This is a genomic window from Kitasatospora sp. NPDC056531 (assembly GCF_042794375.1).
In the GTDB taxonomy this organism is placed as follows: Bacteria; Actinomycetota; Actinomycetes; order Streptomycetales; family Streptomycetaceae; genus Kitasatospora.
Genome location: NZ_JBHTTU010000005.1, coordinates 25026 through 44954, shown reverse-complemented (window position 1 = coordinate 44954; position 19929 = coordinate 25026). Strand labels below are relative to the sequence as shown.

Annotated in this window: 15 protein-coding genes; 5 read left to right on the top strand and 10 right to left on the bottom strand. The window is 71.2% G+C overall.

Annotated elements, in window-relative coordinates; genetic code table 11:
• Positions 1 to 362: 362 nt before the first annotated feature.
• Together ACFQ87_RS07895 and ACFQ87_RS07890 are read right to left on the bottom strand one after the other, a co-directional pair.
• Positions 363 to 1595: an MDR family MFS transporter gene (locus ACFQ87_RS07895; RefSeq protein WP_380609725.1), complete on the bottom strand. Its 1233-nt coding sequence runs from the start codon at positions 1593 to 1595 to the stop codon at positions 363 to 365.
• Position 1596: 1 nt separating this feature from the next.
• Entirely contained in the window at positions 1597 to 2865 is a 1269-nt protein-coding gene (locus ACFQ87_RS07890) for an ATP-grasp domain-containing protein (protein WP_380609724.1), read from the bottom strand.
• Between the two features lie 333 nt (positions 2866 to 3198).
• Between ACFQ87_RS07890 and ACFQ87_RS07885 the strand changes: the two genes are divergently transcribed.
• Entirely contained in the window at positions 3199 to 4296 is a 1098-nt protein-coding gene (locus ACFQ87_RS07885) for an integrase (RefSeq protein WP_380609723.1), read from the top strand.
• Between the two features lie 206 nt (positions 4297 to 4502).
• Positions 4503 to 6218 carry an IS1182 family transposase gene (locus ACFQ87_RS07880; protein WP_380609722.1) on the top strand — a complete coding sequence of 572 codons (1716 nt, stop codon included), beginning with the start codon at positions 4503 to 4505 and terminating at the stop codon, positions 6216 to 6218.
• 228 nt (positions 6219 to 6446) lie between these two features.
• Here the strand turns inward: ACFQ87_RS07880 and ACFQ87_RS07875 are convergent, their stop codons facing one another.
• From ACFQ87_RS07875 to ACFQ87_RS07860, 4 genes are read right to left on the bottom strand one after another with little or no spacing between them, the layout of a single operon-like run.
• The gene (locus ACFQ87_RS07875) at positions 6447 to 7088 is read right to left on the bottom strand and encodes a sarcosine oxidase subunit gamma (protein WP_380609721.1); all 642 of its coding nucleotides are present in this window, start codon (positions 7086 to 7088) and stop codon (positions 6447 to 6449) included.
• A complete protein-coding gene (locus ACFQ87_RS07870) occupies positions 7078 to 9951 on the bottom strand; it encodes a sarcosine oxidase subunit alpha family protein (RefSeq protein ID WP_380609720.1) in 2874 nt (957 codons plus the stop codon). Before ACFQ87_RS07870 ends, ACFQ87_RS07875 begins: the two co-directional genes overlap by 11 nt.
• On the bottom strand, positions 9948 to 10229 hold the full coding sequence (locus ACFQ87_RS07865; protein ID WP_380609719.1) for a sarcosine oxidase subunit delta: 282 nt from the start codon (positions 10227 to 10229) through the stop codon (positions 9948 to 9950). Before ACFQ87_RS07865 ends, ACFQ87_RS07870 begins: the two co-directional genes overlap by 4 nt.
• 25 nt (positions 10230 to 10254) lie before the next feature.
• The gene (locus ACFQ87_RS07860) at positions 10255 to 11472 is read right to left on the bottom strand and encodes a sarcosine oxidase subunit beta family protein (RefSeq protein WP_380609718.1); all 1218 of its coding nucleotides are present in this window, start codon (positions 11470 to 11472) and stop codon (positions 10255 to 10257) included.
• Between the two features lie 410 nt (positions 11473 to 11882).
• Between ACFQ87_RS07860 and betA the strand changes: the two genes are divergently transcribed.
• Positions 11883 to 13562 (top strand): choline dehydrogenase, encoded by a 1680-nt coding sequence (gene betA, locus ACFQ87_RS07855; protein WP_380609717.1) that lies wholly within the window; start codon positions 11883 to 11885, stop codon positions 13560 to 13562.
• An 82-nt stretch (positions 13563 to 13644) separates the two neighbouring features.
• Here betA and ACFQ87_RS07850 read toward each other — a convergent pair whose 3' ends face one another.
• The gene (locus tag ACFQ87_RS07850; protein ID WP_380609912.1) at positions 13645 to 14577 is read right to left on the bottom strand and encodes a DMT family transporter; all 933 of its coding nucleotides are present in this window, start codon (positions 14575 to 14577) and stop codon (positions 13645 to 13647) included.
• A gap of 80 nt (positions 14578 to 14657) precedes the next feature.
• Between ACFQ87_RS07850 and ACFQ87_RS07845 the strand changes: the two genes are divergently transcribed.
• Complete coding sequence (locus ACFQ87_RS07845) at positions 14658 to 15602, top strand: LysR family transcriptional regulator (RefSeq protein ID WP_380609716.1); 945 nt, start codon at positions 14658 to 14660, stop codon at positions 15600 to 15602.
• A gap of 259 nt (positions 15603 to 15861) precedes the next feature.
• Here the strand turns inward: ACFQ87_RS07845 and ACFQ87_RS07840 are convergent, their stop codons facing one another.
• Positions 15862 to 17043, bottom strand: coding sequence for an NAD(P)/FAD-dependent oxidoreductase (locus ACFQ87_RS07840; RefSeq protein WP_380609715.1), 1182 nt, complete (start codon positions 17041 to 17043; stop codon positions 15862 to 15864).
• Positions 17040 to 17360: a bifunctional 3-phenylpropionate/cinnamic acid dioxygenase ferredoxin subunit gene (locus ACFQ87_RS07835; protein ID WP_380609714.1), complete on the bottom strand. Its 321-nt coding sequence runs from the start codon at positions 17358 to 17360 to the stop codon at positions 17040 to 17042. The genes ACFQ87_RS07840 and ACFQ87_RS07835 overlap by 4 nt, the downstream gene beginning before the upstream one ends.
• 137 nt (positions 17361 to 17497) lie before the next feature.
• Between ACFQ87_RS07835 and ACFQ87_RS07830 the strand changes: the two genes are divergently transcribed.
• Positions 17498 to 18274 (top strand): IclR family transcriptional regulator, encoded by a 777-nt coding sequence (locus ACFQ87_RS07830; RefSeq protein WP_380609713.1) that lies wholly within the window; start codon positions 17498 to 17500, stop codon positions 18272 to 18274.
• Positions 18275 to 18330: 56 nt separating this feature from the next.
• On the opposite strand, the gene ACFQ87_RS07825 is transcribed toward ACFQ87_RS07830, so the two are convergent.
• Positions 18331 to 19887, bottom strand: coding sequence for an APC family permease (locus ACFQ87_RS07825; protein WP_380609712.1), 1557 nt, complete (start codon positions 19885 to 19887; stop codon positions 18331 to 18333).
• Between the last annotated feature and the right edge of the window lie 42 nt (positions 19888 to 19929).

Genomic DNA, 19929 nt, shown 5'->3' with positions numbered 1-19929 from the left:
GACGGGAGTGGTGCCGGGCGCTCTCAGGCCAGGCGTCTGGATGTGGTGCGACGAGGACGGCGTGGGGCGGAAATGGTGGTGCCTCCCTTGGCGCGACCAGCCGTGATCCGTATGCGTACGACGCGGCGGGGCAGCGCGGGGCTTAGCCATGTCACTGTCATATGAATCATGAACGCTGCCAGGCTACCCCGGATGAGAGGGTCATAAAACCCACCATCGGACAGGGATACGTGTCCATCTTGACGGCTACGGAAGGTGACAGGAACGGGTCCGCGCCGGAGCACCGCACGCGGGTACGGGGGAGCCGCCGGGCCGTCACAAGAGCGGCTTGGCGGGCGGGTCGGGCTGGAGCTGGGGCCGGATCAGGGGAACGTGGCGGTCTCCTTGCTGCCGGGCACGGCCTCGGCCCGGCGGTCCCCGCGCAGCCGGGCCAGCAGCAGGTGGCCCCCGGCGCAGACCACGGCCAGGCACGAGCAGGCACCCCACACCGTCGCGGTGCCGGAGGCCTCGATCACCCGGCCGCTGAGCACCGGCGCCAGCGCCACCGACACGCTCCAGGTCGACAGGAACCAGCCCTGGTAGCCGCCCTGCCGGCCGGGTGGCGACAGCACGGCCACCAGCGCCATGCAGGTCGGCCAGACCACGATCTCGCCGAGGCTCCACAGCACGACAGTCGCCCCGTACCCGGCGGTGCCGTGCACGCCGGCGGTCAGCCCCATGCCGAGGCCGGTCACCAAGGTCGCCGCGGCCAGCGCGTGCTCCGGCCGCAGCCGCCCCGCCAACCGGGTCAGCGGGAGCTGGAGCACTGCGATGACCAGGCCGTTCATCATCATCGCCGCGCCGTAGTCGGCGGCGGACAGCCCGTCCGCCGTCATCGCCAGCGGCAGTGCCACCAGCGGCTGTTGGAAGATCAGCCCGAGCAGCAGCACCGAGCCCAGCAGGACCAGGAACGCCGGCGCCCGGTGCACCGCCCCCGCCGCCCCGGCCGCGCCCGCCGCCCGGCCGGTGCCCGGCGGCGGCCGGGTCTCCGGCACCCGCAGGTAGACCATGACACCGGCGAGCAGATTGGCCAGCGCGTTGACCAGGAACAGCAGCAGGAAGCCGTGGGACGCCGCGAGACCCGCCGTGACGGCGGCCGCCGAGAAACCCAGGTTGGTCGCCCAGTAGATCAGCGCGTACGCCCGCGGCAGGTCCTCGGGTGTCACCAGGTCCGCGACGGCCGCCGCCCGCGCCGGGCGGGTGGCGTTCAGGCCCACCCCCACCGTGAGGGTGAACAGCAGGACCGGCGCCCGGCCGTGGGTCAGGCCGAGCCCCAGCATGCCGGTGACGGTGAGGACTTCACTCGCCAGCAGCACCGTCCGCCGCCCGATCCGGTCCGCCAGGATGCCGCCGAACAGCGAGGCGATCCCGCTGCCCACCCCGAACGTGGTCAGGGTCAGGCCGGTGAAGAAGACCGAGTAGCCGCGCACTGTGGTGAGGTAGATCGCCATGAACGGCACCACGAAGCCGCCCGCGGAGGTGACCAGCGTCCCGCCCCAGAGCCACCAGAACGGGCCCGGAAGCCCCCACGGCGCCCTGGCCGGCCGGGTCGGCACGTCAGTTCTGCCCTTCGTACTCGACCCTGAGGGTCCGTGAGAGATGGTCACGGAACTCCACCGCCGCGGCGTCCGAGGGGTGCTGCGACAGCACGATCGCCGGGTACCCCGACCAGTCCGGATACGGCCGCAGGAACGCGCCGGGGCCGACGGTCTGCGCCACGTGGTCCACGCAGGGCTCGCCGCGCACCTCGTCCAGGCCGTGCACCCGGGCGATCCGGCCGCCGCTGCCCACCGGCACCAGGTAGGCCGCCGCGTGGCCGGTGCCCACCGGCTCGCCGGTCCAGCACTCGGGTTCCCGGCCGAGGTGGATGCGGACCGCCTCCGCCGCGAGGTCGATCCCGCTGCTGACGTGCACCAAGTGGTGCATTAACCCGCCGCCGCCGATCCGCGCCCCCATCTCCAGCAGGACCGGCCGGGTGCCCGAGACCAGGCGCAGTTCGGTGTGGGTGGTGCCCTCGGTGATGCCGAAGGCGTGGTGCGCGCCGACCACCTCGCGCTCGACGGCCGCCAGCACGTCGGCCGGGAGCTGGGCGGGGGCCCGCACCGTGGTCTCCTCGAAGTACGGTCCGCTCAACTCGCCCTTGTAGCTGATGGCGCAGACCCGGACCCGGCCGCGGTGCACCAGCGACTCGGCGGAGATCTCGGGGCCGTCCAGGTACTCCTCGACCAGCACCCCGCAGCCCTCGGCCGCCGCGTCGTCGTACCCGAGGTGGGCGTTGCCCAGCGCCCAGGTGGTGCGCACCGCCCGCTCCAGCTCCTGGCCGGAGTCGACCCGGATCACGCCGAGGCTCGAGTAGCCGTTGGCCGGCTTGACCACGACCGGGAAGCGCAGGCCCGCCGCGTCCGCCCAGTCGTCCGGGTGGCCGACGGCGACGAACCCGGGGACGGCCAGGCCTGCGGCGCGCAGCAGGCGGCGCATGCTGCGCTTGTCCCTGACCACCTCCGCCGCCTCCTCGGCCAGTCCGGTGAGCCCGAGCACCCGCGCGGCCCGGGCTACGAAGGGGACGGCCTTCTCGTTGCCCGCCATGATCCCGTCGAACGGCTCGCGGCCGAACCGCTCCACCAGCGCGGCCAGCGCCGCGTCGTGGTCCCCGTCGACGTCCAGCGGCAGGAGTTCGACCACCCCGGCGGCCTTGCGGGCCCGCTCGACGTCGTCGTCACCCCGGGGCACCAGGATCAGGTCGACACCGGCGCGCTCCGCGGCCTCGAACACCCAGGGAAGAGCGGAGAACTGACCGACCAGGACGAGTTTCGGGCGCTGCCGCATAGGGATCTCCGTACGAGAGTGGTAGACGTGGGGGTGCCCGGCGACCGGGCGCCCGCCACGGCCGTTCGACCGGCCCGGTTCGCGGGCCGCGTCCGGGCGGCCGCGCGGACACGACGCAGCCTTTCCCAGCACTCTTGACGGATCCTTGCAAACGGTTTGACGTCCCGGTTCGAGCTCCCGGGCGGGAGCGGACCGCGGTGGCCGCCCGGACCCGGGGATCGCGGCGCGGCCCGCCGCCCGCCTGCCCTGCCGAAAACCTTATCCAGGGCCTGTGACCTGCGCGTTCTCACGAATGGCCACGGGTGTCGGATGAGCGTGTCAGGCTGATGGATCGTGCTGCTGAGACTGGCGTACCTGGGCGTGACCAACGTGTTCGCGGTGCTGCGTTTGCTGCCGATGAGCGACCGCGACAAGGAAGTGGAGATCCTGGCCCTGCGCCATCAGATCGTGGTGCTGGAACGGCAGCTGGGTGGGCAGCGGGTCCGGTTCGAAGCGAGCGACCGGGCGTTCCTGGCGGCTCTGCTCAGCGGCCTGCCGCGCAACGTGCTGCACCGGATGCGGCTGCTGGTGCGGCCGGACACCGTGCTGCGGTGGCACCGCGACCTGGTCGCCCGCCGTCTCGCTGCCCGGTCCCGGCCCAAGTGCGGAGGCCGGCCGCGTACCGTATGCTCCATCCGCGCCCTGGTCCTGCGCCTGGCTGCAGAAAATCTGACCTGGGGCTACCGGCGCCTTCACGGGGAGCTGCTGGTCCTCGGCGTGAAGGTGGCCGCGTCCACGGTGTGGGAGATCTTGAAGGAGGCCGGTATCCCGCCGTCGCCCGATCGGACCTCCAGTACCTGGGCGGACTTCCTGCGCTCCCAAGCAGACGCGCTCCTGGCGTGCGACTTCTTCGAAACCGTCACTCTGTCCGGGGCCCGCCTGTACGTGTTCGCGGTGATCGAGCACACCAACCGCCGGATCCGGATCCTGGGCGCAACCGTGCATCCGACCGCGTCCTGGGTGGCCCAGGCAGCAAGGAATCTGGTGATGGACCTCGAGGACGCCGGCTGCCGGGCCTGCTATCTGATCCGGGACCGTGACGGGAAGTTCCCGCAGTTGTTCGACGAGGTACTCATGGACGCGGGCATCGAGGTGGTACTCAGCGGCGTCCGGATACCGAGGATGAACTCGGTCATGGAGCGATGGGTGCAGACCCGCCGCCGTGAGCTGCTGGACCGGACATTGATCTGGAACCAGTGCCATCTCCTGTACGCCCTGCGCGAGTTCGAGACGTTCTATAACGGGCATCGCGCCCACCAGGGCGTCGCCAACGCCCGCCCCCTCCGCCCGCTCCCCCAACCGATCGCCGATCCAGGGCAGATCACCCGCCTCGACATACGACAGCGCGACCGGCTCGGCGGCCTTCTCCATGAGTATCAACATGCTGCCTGAGCAGGGTGGATGAGGTTTTCGGCAAGGGCCCGATCTTGGTGGCTAATTTCAAGTTCCTTGTGATGACTCCGAGTTGGGATGCTTTGGGGCGGTCTGGGGAGCGGTCTGGGACTTGTTCCTTGGGGCAGGGGTGGCAGCGTGGCCACGGTGCAGTGGATCATGAGCGCTGGTGATCTCTCGGGCCTTGTCTTGGATCGGAGCATGTCGTGTCGGTGCAGCCGCAGCCCTGGCCCCAGCCTGATCCGCAGATCGCGGCGGCGATCCGGGCGATGTACCGGGGCAAGCGGGAGGCGCCGCTGGCGGTGCAGGTCCGTGACCGGCTCGGTGAGCTGTTCCCGGACGCGGCCTTCGCCGACGCGTTCGGCCGGGCGGGCAAGCCGGGCTGGTCGCCGGGCCGGCTCGCGCTGGTCACGGTCCTGCAGAAGGCCGCGAACCTGACCGACCGGCAGGCGGCGGACGAGGTCCGGGAGAACCTGGCGTGGAAGTACGCACTGGGTCTGAGCTTGGAGGATCCGGGGTTCGACCACAGTGTGCTGTCGGAGTTCCGCTCCCGCGTCGTCACCCACGAGCTGGAGGAGCGGGCGCTGGACCTGCTGCTGGAGCGTCTACGCGGGCTGGGCCTGGTGGGCGCGGGCGGCGGCCAGCGCACTGACTCCACGCATATCGTGGCGGCGGTGCGGGATCTGAACCGGCTTGAGCTGGCCGGCGAAAGCGTCCGCGCGGCCCTGAACGCGCTGGCCGCCGCCTGTCCCGGCTGGGTCGATCAGGTGCTGGTCGTGGAGGACTGGAGCCGCCGCTACGCGGACCGGATCGACACCTGGCGCCTTCCCACCTCCAAGGCCAAGCAGGACGCGCTCGCGCTCGACTACGCCAAGGACGGATACACCTTGCTGCAAGCGGTGTATGCACACGGCTCCCCGGCATGGCTGCGTGAGCTGCCGGCCGTGCAGAGCCTGCGAATCGTGCTGGTGCAGAACTACATCCGCACCACGGCCGGCAACGGGCATATCCGCGTCAAGCGTCGCGAGAGCGCCGAGGACGGGGGCGACGGGCTGCCGCCCGGCCCGATACGCCTGGCCTCCCCCTATGACACCGACGCCCGCTGGTCGGCCAAACAGGACATGTTCTGGAACGGGTACAAGCTCCACGTCTCGGAGACATGCCACCCGCAGGCCGACGGCGACCGCCCCGCCCGGCCGAACATCATCACGAACGTGGCCACCACCGCCTCCACCCTCCCGGACTCCAAGGCCCTGGAACCGATCCATCAGGCGCTCCAGCGCCGTCGGCTCCTGCCCGCGCGGCACTACCTCGACTCCGGCTACCCGAGTGCCGAACTGATCGTGGGCTCGGCCAAGACCTACGGCGTCGCCCTGATCACTCCGGTCCTGCTCGACACCTCCCGCCAAGCCAAAGCCCAAGAAGGGTTCGCCGCCGACGACTTCACCATCGACTGGGACAATCAGCAGGCCGTCTGCCCAGCCGGGAAGACCAGCGCCACCTGGACACCGAACATCCAAAACGGGGTGCCCAAGACCGTCGTCACCTTCGCCGCCCTCGACTGCATTCCCTGCCCCTTCAAGGAGCAATGCACCAGCTCCCGCAAAAACCGCCGCCAGCTCAGCCTCTACCCCCGCGAACTCACCGAGGCCATCCGCGACGCCCGCAACCGACAGCAGACCGGAACCTGGCAACGCGACTACGCGCTCCGCGCCGGCGTCGAGGGCACCATCCGCCAGGCCACCCACACGACCGGACTACGCCGAGCCCGCTACCGCGGCCTGCCCAAGACCCACCTCGACCACACCACCAGCGCCACCGCCCTCAACCTCATCCGCCTCCACTCCTGTTGGAACGGCCACCCCCTCGACCGCGCCAACCACAGTCACCTCGCCAGACTCCAACTCGGCCTCTCAGCATGAAAGTTGAAATTAACCACCAAGATCGGGCACGGCACGGCCGGATGCAGGGCGCGCGTGCGGGGTCCTTGCCCTACTGGCGGGCCGGCTCACGGCCTGGACCGGACCGGGGTGTCTACGCCGGGCCGATGGCGGGCCCCGAGCTGCACTGGCACGACGTCAGGAGTGCACCGGCCCGCTCGACGCCACCTGAACAAGCGTGCATGTACTCGAGGAGTGAATCCCGCACCGTCAGGGGAGGTCGGGGAGTGGCGGGTGTCGGTACTCCTCCATCGCGTCGAGCAACCAGTCCGCGAGGTACTGGGCGAACGACCCGCGGACCAGGAGCCGGTACGACGGCGCCTCGTCGAGCTGGTGGAGCACCACGTTGACCTTGGACACCGTCGTCTGGGCGCAGCGGCCCGGCGCGAAGGCGCGCGGGTGGAGATCGAGTGAGCAGCCCTTCTCCAGCACCTGGCGTGCGGCCGGGCCGGTCAGTTCGAGCGTCGTGCGGTTGGCGGAGACGTCCACGACCGATCCGGGCTCGTCTGCCAGCGCCGCGCGCAGAAGCCACTCGGTGGTCGGCCCCGAGCCGTCGGGGCCGACGACGAGCCACTCGTCCGGGCCCAGCCACAGCAACTGGAGGTCGCCTGCTCGGACGGCGGTGTCGGCCTGGGCCGGCAGAGCCGCGCCGAGCGCCGTGCCGACCCGTGCTGCGGCCGCGCCGGCCGGGTCGAGCCGGAGGTTGAGCTGGGCATGGAACGGGACCTCGCGCAGCCGGACGCCTCGTTCGCCGGTGACAGCAGGGCCGAGATGGGGGTACCCCCGGCCGGAGGCTGGAGGAGTGTCGGCGAGGTGTCCGAGCGGACTCTGCCGCAGCTGGTCAACCGTCACGGCGGGCTCCCTTCGGGTCGTAGAGGACGGGGTCGGCGATGGTCGCGGCGACCGTGCGGCCGTCTGCGAGCGGTGCGAGGACGGTCTCGCCGATCCTGTCCCGGCCGCCTCGGACGAGGGCGAGAGCGAAGGTCCGGCCGAGCGCGGCGCTGCGGTAGCTGGAGGTCACGTGGCCGAGCGAGGGCACCGGGCCGGCCGTGGTGTCGACGCCCTCGGCCACCAGCTGAGAGCCCTCCGGCAGCAACTCGGCGCGGTCGACCGGCAGCAGCGCGACCAGGTGCTTCCGGTCGGCCCGCGCGGTGTCCGCCCGCCGGAAGGACCGCTTGCCGACGAAGTGCTTGCGGCGGGAGACGATCCACTCCATGCCGAGGTCCTGCGGGGTGACCGTGCCGTCCGTGTCCTGGCCGACGATGGGGTAGCCCTTCTCCGCGCGTAGCACGTGCATGGTCTCGGTGCCGTAGGGGGTGATTCCGGCCGGGCCGCCCGCCGCGATCACGGCCTCCCACACGGCGAGGCCGAACCAGCTCGCGACGTTGATCTCGTACGCCAGCTCGCCGGAGAAGGAGATGCGGCAGATCCGGGCCGGGATGCCGTTGGCCAGTCCGGTCTGACGGGCCGTCATGAACGGGAATGCCTCGTTGGAGACGTCCAGACCGGGCGCGAGGACGGCGAGGACCTCACGGGACCGGGGGCCGACGACGGCGACGGTGGACCACTGCTCGGTCACCGAGGTGCAGCGCACGCGCAGCTCGGGCCACTCGGTCTGCAGCCACTCCTCGAGCCAGTCGAACACGGCCGCCGCGTTGCCCGTGGTCGTCGTCAGGTAGTAGTGGTCGTCGGCGAGCCGCACGGTGACGCCGTCGTCGAGGACCATGCCGTCGGGGCGGCACATGATGCCGTAACGGGCCGATCCGACGGCCAGTTCGGCGAAGCCGTTGGTATAGATGCGGTCCAGGAAGGCCCCGGCGTCGGGGCCGATGATGTCGATCTTTCCGAGGGTGGAGGCGTCCATGACCGCGACGCCTTCGCGGGCCGCTCGGCACTCCCGCAGCACGGCGGCGTCCATGTCCTCATTCGCCTCCGGGTAGTACCGGGGGCGCTTCCACTGGCCGACGTTCTCGAAGACCGCGCCGTGCCGGACGTGCCAGGGGTGGATCGGCGTGGTGCGCACCGGGTCGAAGAGCGGGCCGCGTTCGCGCCCGGCGAGGAGGGCGAAGGAGACGGGTACGTACGGGCCGCGGAAGGTGGTGGTGCCCACCTCGCCGGGTGAACTCGCCCCCAACAGGCGGGCGATGGCGCCGATCGCATTCACCCCGCAGCCCTTGCCCTGGTCGTGGGCGGTGCCGATGGTGGTGTAGCGCTTGATGTGCTCGACGGAGCGCATCCCGGCCCGGATCGCCCGCTGGACGTCGGCGACGGTCGCGTCGCGCTGGGAGTCGATGAAGTGGTCGCGCCAGGTGGCCGGTTCGCCGTCCTCGCCGGGCACGATCCAGACCGGACGCGGCGGCGCGGGCGGCTCGTCGCCCGTGCCGGGTGGCACCGGTGGGACGGCTGCGGGGAACCCGGCGCGGGTCGCGGCCTCCGCTCCGGCCGAGAAGCCCTCGCCGAGGCAGCCGGCGAGGTCGTACGTGCCGCGCCCGGCTCCGACGGCCTGGACGCGCTGGGCGTTCACGTCCGGGACGAACGCGGCGATCGCCTCCGCGTACCGCACGGTGCCCCGGGACTGGCTCCACAGCTGCACCGCCGGGCTCCAGCCGCCCGAGACGGCGAGCAGGTCGCAGGCCACCTCGCGTACCGGCCCGGTCAGCGCGTCACCGCCCGTCAGTCCGCTGATCCGCACCGCCGTGATCCGTTTCGCACCGGCGGTCGCGACCACGGCGGACCCGGGGAGCACCTCGATCCCGACGCGGTGTGCGGCGGCGACCAGCGTGGCCGGCGGCTGCGGGCGGGTGTCCACCAGTGCGGCCACTTCGGCGCCGGCCGCGGCGAGTTCGAGGGCCGTGGCGTAGGCGTGGTCGTTGGTGGTGAACACGACGGCGCGCCGGCCGGGGAGGACCGCGTACCGGTTGAGGTAGCTGCGGACGGCGGCGGCCGACATCACCCCGGGGCGGTCGTTGCCCGCGAACACCATCGGACGCTCGTGCGACCCGGTCGCCAGGACGACCTGGCGGGCCCTCAGGTGCCAGAGCCTCTGGCGGGACACGCCCGGGACGGGGTGCGGGCCCAGGTGGTCGGTGCGGCGCTCGGCGACCAGCAGGTAGTTGTGGTCGTGGTAGCCGATCGCGGTGGCGCGGGTGAGGATCCGGGTCTCGGGCTGGCCGGCGAGTTCGCCGTGGACGGCTTCGACCCAGTCGAGTGCGGGGCGCCCGTCGATCTCCTCGCGGCCGCTGAGCAGCGCGCCACCGAGCTCCGGCTGGTCGTCGACCAGGACGACCCGGGCTCCGGAGCGCCCGGCGGCGAGTGCGGCGGCAAGTCCCGCCGGGCCGCCGCCGACGACGAGGACGTCGGTGTGGAGGTGCATCTTGTCGTGGACGGCCTCGTCGGGCGCCTCGTCGAGCCGGCCCCGGCCCCGCAGGCTGCTGGCCCGCAGCCCGTCGTACAGCTCGACCGTGGTGGCGAGCAGCATCGGTTCCGAGCAGGGGCCGTCGACCTGCACCAGTGCGTGGGGCTCGTCGACGCCCGCCGTGACGATCCCGCGTGGGCGCTCGCGGTAGAGGCTGGGGGCGGTGCCGAGGACGTCGTTGGCGAGCAGTGCGGAGGCGAGGGTGTCGCCGCGCAGCCCGGAGTACTCGACCCCGTCGTAGCTGAACCGCAGCACGGTCGTGCGATCGACGCGACCGCCCTCGGGGAGGCGGTGGGTCATGCGTTCACCTCGGGCTTCGGCTGCCCGGCCGGGTAGACGGCCAGGATGTCGTGGGTGACGGTGTGGCGGATGACGTTGAACCAGCGGCGGCATCCGGCGGCGTGGGACCAGCGCTCCGCGAACGGGCCCTTGGGGTTGTCGCGGACGAAGACGTACTCGGCCCACTCGGTGTCGGAGAGCGCCTCGGGGTCGGCCGGACACGCGACGTGGGCCTGGCCGCCGTAGTGGAACTCGGTCTCGTCGCGCTCCCCGCACCAGGGACAGGCGATGAGCAGCATGTGTCCTCCTGTGAGGGTTGAGGGCTCAGTGTGCGACGGCGGCGGCGCCGTGCTCGTCGATGAGGGCGCCGGTGGTGAAGCGTTCCAGCGCGAAGGGCTCGTTCAGCGGGTGCGGCTCACCGGTGGCGATGGTGTGGGCGTAGACCCAGCCCGAGGAGGGTGTCGCCTTGAAACCGCCGGTTCCCCAGCCGCAGTTGAGGTAGAGGTTCTCGATCGGAGTCGGTCCGATGATCGGCGAGGCGTCCGGGGTGACGTCGACGATGCCGCCCCAGGTACGCAGCACGTGGGCTCGGGCGAAGACCGGGAACAGTTCGAGGGCCGCCGCCATCTGGTGCTCGATCTGGTGGAACGAGCCGCGCTGGCCGTAGCCGTTGTACGAGTCGATTCCCGCGCCCATGACCAGTTCGCCCTTGTGTGCCTGGCTGACGTACACGTGCACGTGGTTGGACATGACGACGGTCGGGTGCACGGGTTCGAGCAGTTCGGAGACCAGGGCCTGCAGCGGGTGGCTCTGGAGCGGCAGACGCAGGCCGAGCAGGTCGGCGAGGGTGCTGGTGTGCCCGGCGGCGGCCAGCGCGACCCGGCCGGCGGCGATCCGGCCGCGGGTGGTCTCGACGCCGACGACCCGCTCGCCGTCGCGGACGAAGCCGGTCACCTCGCAGTTCTGGATCAGGTCGATGCCGTACTCGTCGGCCTTGCGCGCCAGGGCCCAGGCGACGTGGTCGTGCTTGGCGATGCCCGCGCGGGGCTGGAGGGTCGCACCGAGGACCGGGTAGCGCACGTCCGGCGAGGTGTTGACGATCGGGCAGAAGGCGCGGACCTCGTCCGGGTCGAGCCACTCGGCGTCGACCCCGCCGAGCCGGTTGGCGTTGACCCGCCGGGTGCCCTCACGGACGTCCTGCAGGGTGTGCGCGAGGTTGAGCACGCCGCGCTGGCTGAACAGGAAGTCGTACTCCAGCTCCTCCGGCAGCTCCTCCCACAGTTTCAGCGCGTGCTCGTAGATCGCCGCGCTCTCCTCGCAGAGGTAGTTCGAGCGGATGATCGTGGTGTTGCGTGCCATGTTGCCGCCGGCCAGCCAACCACGTTCGAGCACCGCGACGTTGGTGATGCCGTGGTTGCGGGCCAGGTAGTAGGCGGTGGCCAGTCCGTGGCCGCCCGCGCCGACGATGACGACGTCGTAGGACGGCCTCGGGTCGGGCGTGCGCCACAGCCAGTCGGGGTGCTCGGGAAGCTGATGGGACATGGCAGGACTCCTGGGCTCCTGAGTGGGGCGGCGGGGTGGCCGGGAACCGGGAGACCAGGATGAGCAGCCGCGGCCGACCGTCGGCGGCGTGCAGCCATCGTGACTCGCCTCCCTGACGTGTGGAGGGCAACCAAGCTGTTTCAGATTACGCACACAGTTGCGCCACCCACAACAGTCGGGAGGGACTGGCCTCGGCAGAAAACCTGGCATCACAGGCTGGTGCGGCTTGACGCCGATCCGAGCCGCGCGGAGACTGTTGCGCCATACGGAGCTGGTTTCACTTGAGGAAACTTGCTGTCGACGTCGTGTTGAACGTCAGTTCCCCTGCCCCATCCCGCCTCGCCATCGCCCGACAACCGCCTGGTTGCGGTACCGCACCCACCGGGCGCCGACAGCTACGGCAGGAACACATGACCTTTCAGCAGTACGACTTCATCATCGTCGGCGGAGGATCGGCCGGTTGTGCGCTCGCGGCCCGGCTGAGCTCGGACCCGGGGAACCGGGTGCTGGTACTGGAGGCCGGGCGGCCCGACTACCCGTGGGACGTCTTCATCCACATGCCGGCCGCCCTGACCTTCCCGATCGGGAGCCGCTTCTACGACTGGAAGTACGAGTCCGAGCCCGAGCCGTTCATGAACGGACGGCGGATCTACCACGCCCGGGGCAAGGTCCTCGGCGGCTCCAGCAGCATCAACGGCATGATCTTCCAGCGCGGCAACCCGCTGGACTACGAGCGCTGGGGTGCCGACCCAGGCATGAAGACCTGGGACTACGCGCACTGCCTGCCGTACTTCAAGAAGATGGAGAACTGCCTGGCCGACCGGGAGGCCCGGCGCGGAGCGGCTGATGGCCCCGGTTTCCGTGGCCACGACGGCCCGCTCGTCATGGAGCGCGGGCCGGTCACCAATCCGCTCTTCGGCGCCTTCTTCGAGGCCGTCCAGCAGGCCGGGTACCCGCTGACCGATGACGTCAACGGTCACCGCCAGGAGGGCTTCGCCCCCTTCGACCGCAACCTGCACCGCGGCCGCCGCCTCAGTGCCGCCCGCGCGTACCTGCACCCCGTCATGGGCCGCCCGAACCTCGAAGTGCGGACCCGGGCGCTCGCCACCCGCGTACTCTTCGACGGCAAGCGGGCCGTCGGTGTGGAGTACGCCCGCCGGGGTTCGCTGGAGCGCGTGCAGGGCGGGAAGATCATCCTCTCCGGAGGCGCGGTCAACTCCCCCCAACTGCTTCAGCTTTCGGGCGTCGGCAACGCGGACGAGCTGGCCGCCCTCGGTATCAGGCCCGTCCACCACCTGCCCGGCGTCGGCGAGAACCTCCAGGACCACCTGGAGGTGTACGTCCAGCACGCCTGCAGGCAGCCCGTCTCGGTGCAGCCGCAACTCCAGCTCTGGCGGCGGCCGTTCATCGGCGCGCAGTGGCTGTTCCTGCGCAGCGGGCCGGGGGCGACCAACCACTTCGAGGGCGGCGGCTTCGTGCGCAGCAACGAGGACGTCGACTACCCCAACCTGATGTTCCACTTCCTGCCGATCGCCGTCCGCTACGACGGCTCCGCGCCGGCCGGAGGGCACGGCTACCAGGTGCACATCGGCCCGATGTACTCGGACGCACGAGGCTCGGTGAAGATCAAGTCGCGCGACCCCCGCGTCCACCCCGCGCTGCGCTTCAACTACCTCTCCACCGCCCAGGACCGGCGGGAGTGGGTCGAGGCCATCCGCGTCACCCGGCACATCCTCGGCCAGGACGCCTTCGCAGAGTTCAGCGACGGCGAGATCTCGCCCGGCCCCGCCGTGGAGACCGACGAGCAGATCCTCGACTGGGTCGCCCGCGACGGCGAGACGGCTCTGCACCCGTCCTGCACCTGCAAGATGGGGACCGACGACATGTCAGTCATCGACCCGACCACCATGCAGGTCCACGGCCTGGAGGGGCTGCACGTGGTGGACGCCTCGGCGATGCCGTACGTCACCAACGGCAACATCTACGCCCCGGTGATGATGCTCGCGGAGAAGTCCGCCGACATCATCCTCGGCAACACACCCCTCGAACCAGACCACGCCGAGTTCTACCGCCACCGCAAGGCGGCCTGAGCCGCGCGGAGTTCCGGCTGCGGTGGCGGGGAACAGCTGGACCGGCGATCGGCAGGGGGCTGGGTGGTGTCGAGCAGGGTGATCAGGCGCTGGTAGGTGTCGTCGTCCGGCACGCGGTGCATTCCTTCACGGTTTGTGCCGTGGTGCGGTGCGTGCGCTCGATGGTCTGCCCCCAGTGGGTCCCGGCGATCATCAGTACGGCACCGAGGGCGGACCAGACCGTGAGCCGTTCGCCGCCGAGGCTGATCCCGATGGCGACGGCCCAGATCGGTTCGGTTCCCAGCAGAAGGCTGGCCCGGCTGGCGGAGGTGCGTTGCACGGCCCAGGTCTGGGCGAGGAAGGCGAACACGCTGCAGCACAGGGCGAGGTAGATCAGCTGGGTCCAGGTGGTAGCACTGCTGCGGGTCAGGTCGGGCAGGTGGGCGATGGCGGCTGGCAGGAACAGTGCCGAGCCGACGACGGTTTGGGCGGTTGTCAGGTGGAGCGGGTCCATGGGTCGGTCGGCGGTGAGCCGTCCGACGAGCGCGACGTGCCCGGCCCGTACGACTGCGGCGGCAAGCATCAGGACGTCCCCGAGTCGTGGTGCGTGCAGTCCGGTGCTGGAGGTGAGCAGCCCGACGGCCAGGACGCAGAGGCCGGCGGCGAGGAAGAACGTCGGGGGCAGGCTGCGGCCCCCGGTGCGGTCCATCAGGGGGGTGAGCACGATCGTCAGGCTGATGATCAGTCCGGCGTTGGCGGCGCTGGTGTGTGCCACCCCGTAGGTCTCCAGCACGAGAACGGCCGCCTGGGTGACTCCCAGGACGGACCCGGTGCGGACCTCGTCGCGGGTCCAGCGGCGCGTCCGGCGTCGAGAGGCGACCAGAGCGCCGCACGCGAGCGCGGAGATCGCATACCGGGCGAACAGCACTGCCAGGACCGGGAGCGCGGCGGTGGCCGTCTTGGCTGCCAGGTAGCTGGAGCCCCAGACGAGTGCGACCAGGAGGAGTACTGCATCGGTACGGCGGGCAACGGGCATGCCCCCACGCTGCCCGACCAGGGCGTTGAAGGCCACAACCAACTTCTTAAACGAGCCTGTAGTACCCCTACACTGTCGGCGTGGATGAGCGGCAGCTGCGGATCCTGCGGGAACTGGGAGAACTGGGGAGTGTCACCGCGGTCGCCGAGGCGCTGCACGTCACGCCGTCCGCGATTTCGCAGCAGCTGAGGCTGCTGCAGCGTTCGATCCCCGTACCGCTCACCGAACGCGCCGGCCGCCGGGTGGTGCTGACCGACGCCGGGCAGGCCCTGGCGGGGGCGGCCATCGAGGTGGAGACCGCACTGGCCAGAGCACGCCACGCCGTCACCGACTTCACCGAACAACCGGACGGTGAGGTATCGGTGGCGGCGTTCCACAGCGCGGCCTCGGCGTTCTTTCCGCCTCTGCTGCGCAGCCTCGCCGGCCCGGGTCGTCCTCGACTGGCTCTCGCCGACGAAGATGTCACCCAGGACCGCTTTCCCGTCCTCACCCGTGACTACGACCTTGTGGTCGCTCACCGCCTTGACCACGCTCCGCCGTGGCCGCGCACCGTGATCGCCGGCACTCTGCTGCGCGAGCCCCTCGATGTCGCCCTGCCGGTCGGCCACCCCCTCGCCTCGAACCGGCAGCTCTCGCCGCGGGACGTGGCCGACCAGCCGTGGATCACGGTCCACGACGGCTTCCCACTGATGGCCACCATCGAGGCCATCGCCAGCGTCGCCAACCGCCGACTCGACATCGTCCACCGCATCAACGAGTTCGCGGTGGTCGCCGAGGCCGTGGCCGCCGGCGGCGGCCTGGCACTGATGCCGCGCTGGACCGCCCGCCCACACCCCGACGTGGTTCTCAGGCCGCTGAGTGGAGTCCAGGCCCGACGACACATCGATGTGCTCCACCGGCCCGAGCGTGCGGCACGAAGGGCCGTCCGGACGGTCCTCGCCGAACTGCACCGCGCCGCCGCGGCGATCCAAGGCCGAGACACGGGCGCGCCCCAGCCGGATGCCGGCACCTCCGCCGGACTGTGACCGGCGCAGCGTGGTGTGCGAGCTCGTCAGAACAGCAGCCGGCAGTGATCGGATTGCCGCCTCCCAGGTCCTCGGAGTCAGCCGGAACTCCCGGCGGCCGGGCATCCAGGTTCCGCAACCCGGCCGTCAGCAGAGCGGGTGCTTCACCGCGAGGGTGGTGACGCGGGCCTTGAGGGCGGTGGCCTTGTCGGCGTCGAAGCCGGGGAGCAGCGCCTCGGCGATGACGTCGGCGACCCTCCGACGGGGCGCGGAACGAGGCTCAGCCGGTTGCGACCGCGACGGCCGGGACGAGGGTGCGGCGGAGCCGGTTGAACGCCTTGGCCCGGTTCATCGCGAGTACGGCGACGGCCTGCCCGTCCCGCAGGTACACGGCAGCGAAGGAACGGCTGTCGAGGTCCCCCTCGACGATCCGGGGTTCGTCGCCCGGCCGGACGTGCCCGGCGAGCTGGATCCGCGCCTGGTACTGGTCGGACCAGAAGTAGGGGGCGGAGGCGGGTCCGGGTGCGGACGCACCGGACAGCAGTGTGCGGGCCGCGGTCCTCGGCTGCTCCATCGCGTTGGTCCAGTGCTCGATGCGCGCGTGCCGCCCGGTGAAGGGGTTGGGGCAGCGGGCCACATCGCCGACGGCCACCACGGTGGGGAGGCTCGTCGCGCACCCGGCATCGCAGACCACCCCGTCGTCCACCCGGACGCCGGAGCCCGCGAGCCAGCCCGTCGCGGGACGGACCCCGACGCCGACCACGACGACCTCGGCGGGCAGCACGCGTCCGTCCGCCAGCCGTACACCGGAGACACGGCCGTCGCCTTCGAAGTCGGCGACGCCCACGCCGCACAGCAGGCGGACCCCGTGGTCGGTGTGGAGCGAGGCGCAGACCCGGCCCATCTCGCGACCCAGCGCCCGCTCCAGGGGCACATCGGCGGCCTCGACGACGGTGACGTCCAACCCCAGCCGGTGAGCGGTGGAGGCCACCTCGGCGCCGATGAAACCGGCGCCGATGACGACGACCCGGGGCAGGCCGTCGGTGAGGTCCGCGCGCAGGGCCTCGGCGTCGTCCAGCGTGCGCAGGGTGTGGATGCCGGCCAGCCCTTCCGAGCCGGGGATCGTCCAGGGGCTTGCGCCGGTGGCGATGACGACCGCGTCGGTGCGCAGCTCGCGGCCGCCGGCCAGGGTCACCGTCCGGCTCGCCGGATCGAGGCGCACCGCCCGCTCACCGAGCAGCCAGTCCACGCCCAGCTCCCGGTACTCGTCCGGGGTGCCCAGGGCGAGCGCTTCCGCGTCGATGCCGCCTCTGAGGAACTCCTTGGACAGCGGCGGGCGGTCGTACGGCCGGTGTCGCTCCTCGCCGACGATCACGAGGGAGCCGTCGTACCCCTGGGAGCGGAGCTCACGGGCGGTGCCGAGGCCCGCGAGCGAGGCTCCGACGACGGCGATCGTTCTCATGCCGGCTCGCCGACGGGGATGTCGAGCAGGACGAAGCCGTCCTGCACGGAGACCCGGTGGGTGCGCAGCGGCTCCTTCGCCGGGAGGCAGGTGGGGCGGCCGGTCCGCAGGTCGAACGAGGCGGCGTGCAGGGGGCATTCGATGAGGCAGCCCTCCAGCCAGCCGTCGGCGAGGGACGCGTCCTGGTGCGTGCAGGTGTCGTCGACGGCGTAGAGGGTGCCGTCCGCGTTGAAGACGGCGATGGGGGAGGGGACGCCCTCGGTGACCCGGAGGGCCTCGCCGGGGGGCAGGTCCTCGAGCCGGCACACCGTGATCATGTGGAACCTCCAGAGCCGCCAGAGAGCGATTCGTGTCGCGTATTACACAACGAGATTCGTTATGCGCAACATGGTTTCTCCGAGGTGAGGCCTTGTCAAGGGTCGCGGCGGCCACTGGATGTGCATAATGTTGCGCCATGAGCAACAGTGCGGGGGAGTCCCCGGTGCAGTCCGTCGACCGGGCGGTGACGATCCTCGAACTCCTCGCCCGGCGCGGCGAGGCGGGGGTCACCGAGATCGCCGCCGAACTCGGTGTGCACAAGTCGACCGCGTTCCGGCTGGTCGCCGCCCTGGAGCTGCGTGGGCTCGTCGAGCAGCCCGGCGAGCGCGGGAAGTACCGCCTCGGCCTGGGCCTGGTGCGGCTCGCCGGCGCGGCGACCGTCCGACTCGATCTGTCCCAGCAGAGCCGACCGATCTGCGAGCGGCTGGCGGTCGAGGTCGCCGAGACCATCAACCTGGCGATCCTCGACGTGGACGCCGCCGTCAACATCGACCAGGTGCTCGGCCCGTCGGCGATCACGACGCACAACTGGGTCGGCCAGCGGACCCCCCTGCATGCGACCTCGAGCGGAAAGGTGCTGTTGGCGCACCTGCCCGAGGCGGCACTGGAGAAGCGGCTCGCCGAGCCGCTGGAGCGGTACACGCCGCTCACCGTCACCGACCCCGAGGAGCTGCGGAAGCAGCTCGAGTCCGCTCGCAGGGACGGATTCGCCTGCACGATCGAGGAGTTGGAGACGGGGCTGAATGCCGTGGCCGCTCCGGTCTTCGCTCACAACGGGCAGGTCGTGGCCGCGATCAGCGCCTCCGGGCCGTCGTTCAGGCTGTCCGAGGGACGCCTCCGCGAGGTGGCCGCCGCGGTCCGGGCCGCCGCCGAGGAGGTCTCCGGACGCCTCGGCTACATGCGCGTCCGCTGAACGCAGGGCGCCGGGTGTCCGCCCGGCGCCCCGCTCGGGTCTCCCTCCAGCGAACGTCAGAGTTCCGCGGCAGCAGCCTCGACGACCGGGCGCTGTACCGCGACGCCCTTGCGGTACCGGAGGTACAGTCCCAGGCCGATCGCAGTGATCACGGCGGTGAAGAGCACCGCGCCCCACTGGAAGTACCAGTGGTCGTCGCCGTAGACGGCCGCGCGCGGCCAGGCCAGGTTGACCGTCATCGCCGCCCCGTAGAGCACCGCGAAGGCGTTCACCGGCAGGCCCCAGCGGCCCAGGTTGAAGTACGGGCCGTGGTCGGGCCCCGGCCACCGCCCGCGCAGCCGGCGCAGCAGCATCGGGCCGGTGACCATCAGGTAGGGGATGTAGAAGAGGATGATCGCGACCGAGGTGAGGATGTAGAAGACTCGCTGGTTGCCGATGTTGACCACCAGCAGGGCGATGGTGAGCACACCGGTGACGACCGCCGGGACGATCGGCGTCCTCGACCGCGGGGAGACCCTGGCGATGGCGTGGCCGAAGGGCAGCCGGCCGTCGCGGGCCATGGCGAAGAGCAGCCGGATGGCGGCGGTCTGTACCGCCAGGCAGCAGACGGTGATGGCGATCGCCGAGCAGATCAGGAAGGCGTCGCCGAGGCCGGTGCCGAGGGTGGACTTGATCAGGTAGGGCATGCCCAGCGTGCCGAGTTCCCGGGCGTCGATGTCGCCGACCGCCATCATGCCGACCAGCATCAGCAGGCCGCCCGCGAGGAACGCCGCCGTGATGGCGCGGAGGATGGCCCGCGGGGCATGGCGGCGCGGCTCCTTGGTCTCCTCGGCCAGGGCTCCCGCAGTGTCGAAGCCGTAGAAGACGTAGGCACTCATGATGGACGCGACCAGGAAGGCGCCCAGGTAACCCGAGGAGTGGCCGGCGCCGGTGCCTGCGGTGTGCAGGACCACCTGCGGGCCGCGGTGGATGTGGACGGCCAGCATGACGATCAGCAGCGTGACGCCGAGCAGCTCGACCGCCACACCCAGGTTGTTGATCTTCGCCATCAGCCGGACGCCCACGATGTTGACGACCGTGGTGAACACCACCAGGCCGAGGGCGAGCACGATCGCGTTCTTGGCACCGTTCGGCGTCGAGGTCACCCCGGCGTCGTCGGCGCCGCCGACGATCTGGAAGGCCAGTGAGACCTGAGGCAGGATCACCTGGTAGGCGACCGCCACGGCGGCGGCCGTGACCACCGCGCCGATGGCCATGATCCAGCCGGACATCCACGAGGTGACCGGGCGGGCTGTCTGCTTGGACCACTGGTAGACGCCACCGGCCAGCGGGAACTGCCCGGCCATCTCGGCGAAGCAGAGGGCGACGGCGAGCTGCCCGAGGAAGACCAACGGCCAGGACCAGATGAAGGCCGGTCCGCCGGCGCCGAAGCCGAAGCCGAAGAGCTGGAAGACACCGGTCATGATCGAGATGTAGCTGAAACCGGCGGCGAAGCTGGAGAACGAGCCGAGGGAGCGCTCCAACTCCTGCCGGTAGCCGAACCGGGCCAGGTCGCGCGTGTCGTCGGCGGGTTGTCCGGGGACGGTGGTGCTGCTGTTTCCCGAGGTGCTCATGGACGCTCCAGGTGCAAGGCAGGTGTCGGGACGCGGGGGACC

Coding starts and splice junctions, on each gene's coding strand:
- ACFQ87_RS07890 (WP_380609724.1), bottom strand. CDS start 2,865: ATGCGGCAGCGCCCGAAACTCGTCCTGGTCGGTCAGTTCTCCGCTCTT.
- ACFQ87_RS07870 (WP_380609720.1), bottom strand. CDS start 9,951: ATGACCCACCGCCTCCCCGAGGGCGGTCGCGTCGATCGCACGACCGTG.
- ACFQ87_RS07865 (WP_380609719.1), bottom strand. CDS start 10,229: ATGCTGCTCATCGCCTGTCCCTGGTGCGGGGAGCGCGACGAGACCGAG.
- ACFQ87_RS07860 (WP_380609718.1), bottom strand. CDS start 11,472: ATGTCCCATCAGCTTCCCGAGCACCCCGACTGGCTGTGGCGCACGCCC.
- betA (WP_380609717.1), top strand. CDS start 11,883: ATGACCTTTCAGCAGTACGACTTCATCATCGTCGGCGGAGGATCGGCC.
- ACFQ87_RS07850 (WP_380609912.1), bottom strand. CDS start 14,577: ATGCCCGTTGCCCGCCGTACCGATGCAGTACTCCTCCTGGTCGCACTC.
- ACFQ87_RS07840 (WP_380609715.1), bottom strand. CDS start 17,043: ATGAGAACGATCGCCGTCGTCGGAGCCTCGCTCGCGGGCCTCGGCACC.
- ACFQ87_RS07835 (WP_380609714.1), bottom strand. CDS start 17,360: ATGATCACGGTGTGCCGGCTCGAGGACCTGCCCCCCGGCGAGGCCCTC.
- ACFQ87_RS07830 (WP_380609713.1), top strand. CDS start 17,498: ATGAGCAACAGTGCGGGGGAGTCCCCGGTGCAGTCCGTCGACCGGGCG.
- ACFQ87_RS07825 (WP_380609712.1), bottom strand. CDS start 19,887: ATGAGCACCTCGGGAAACAGCAGCACCACCGTCCCCGGACAACCCGCC.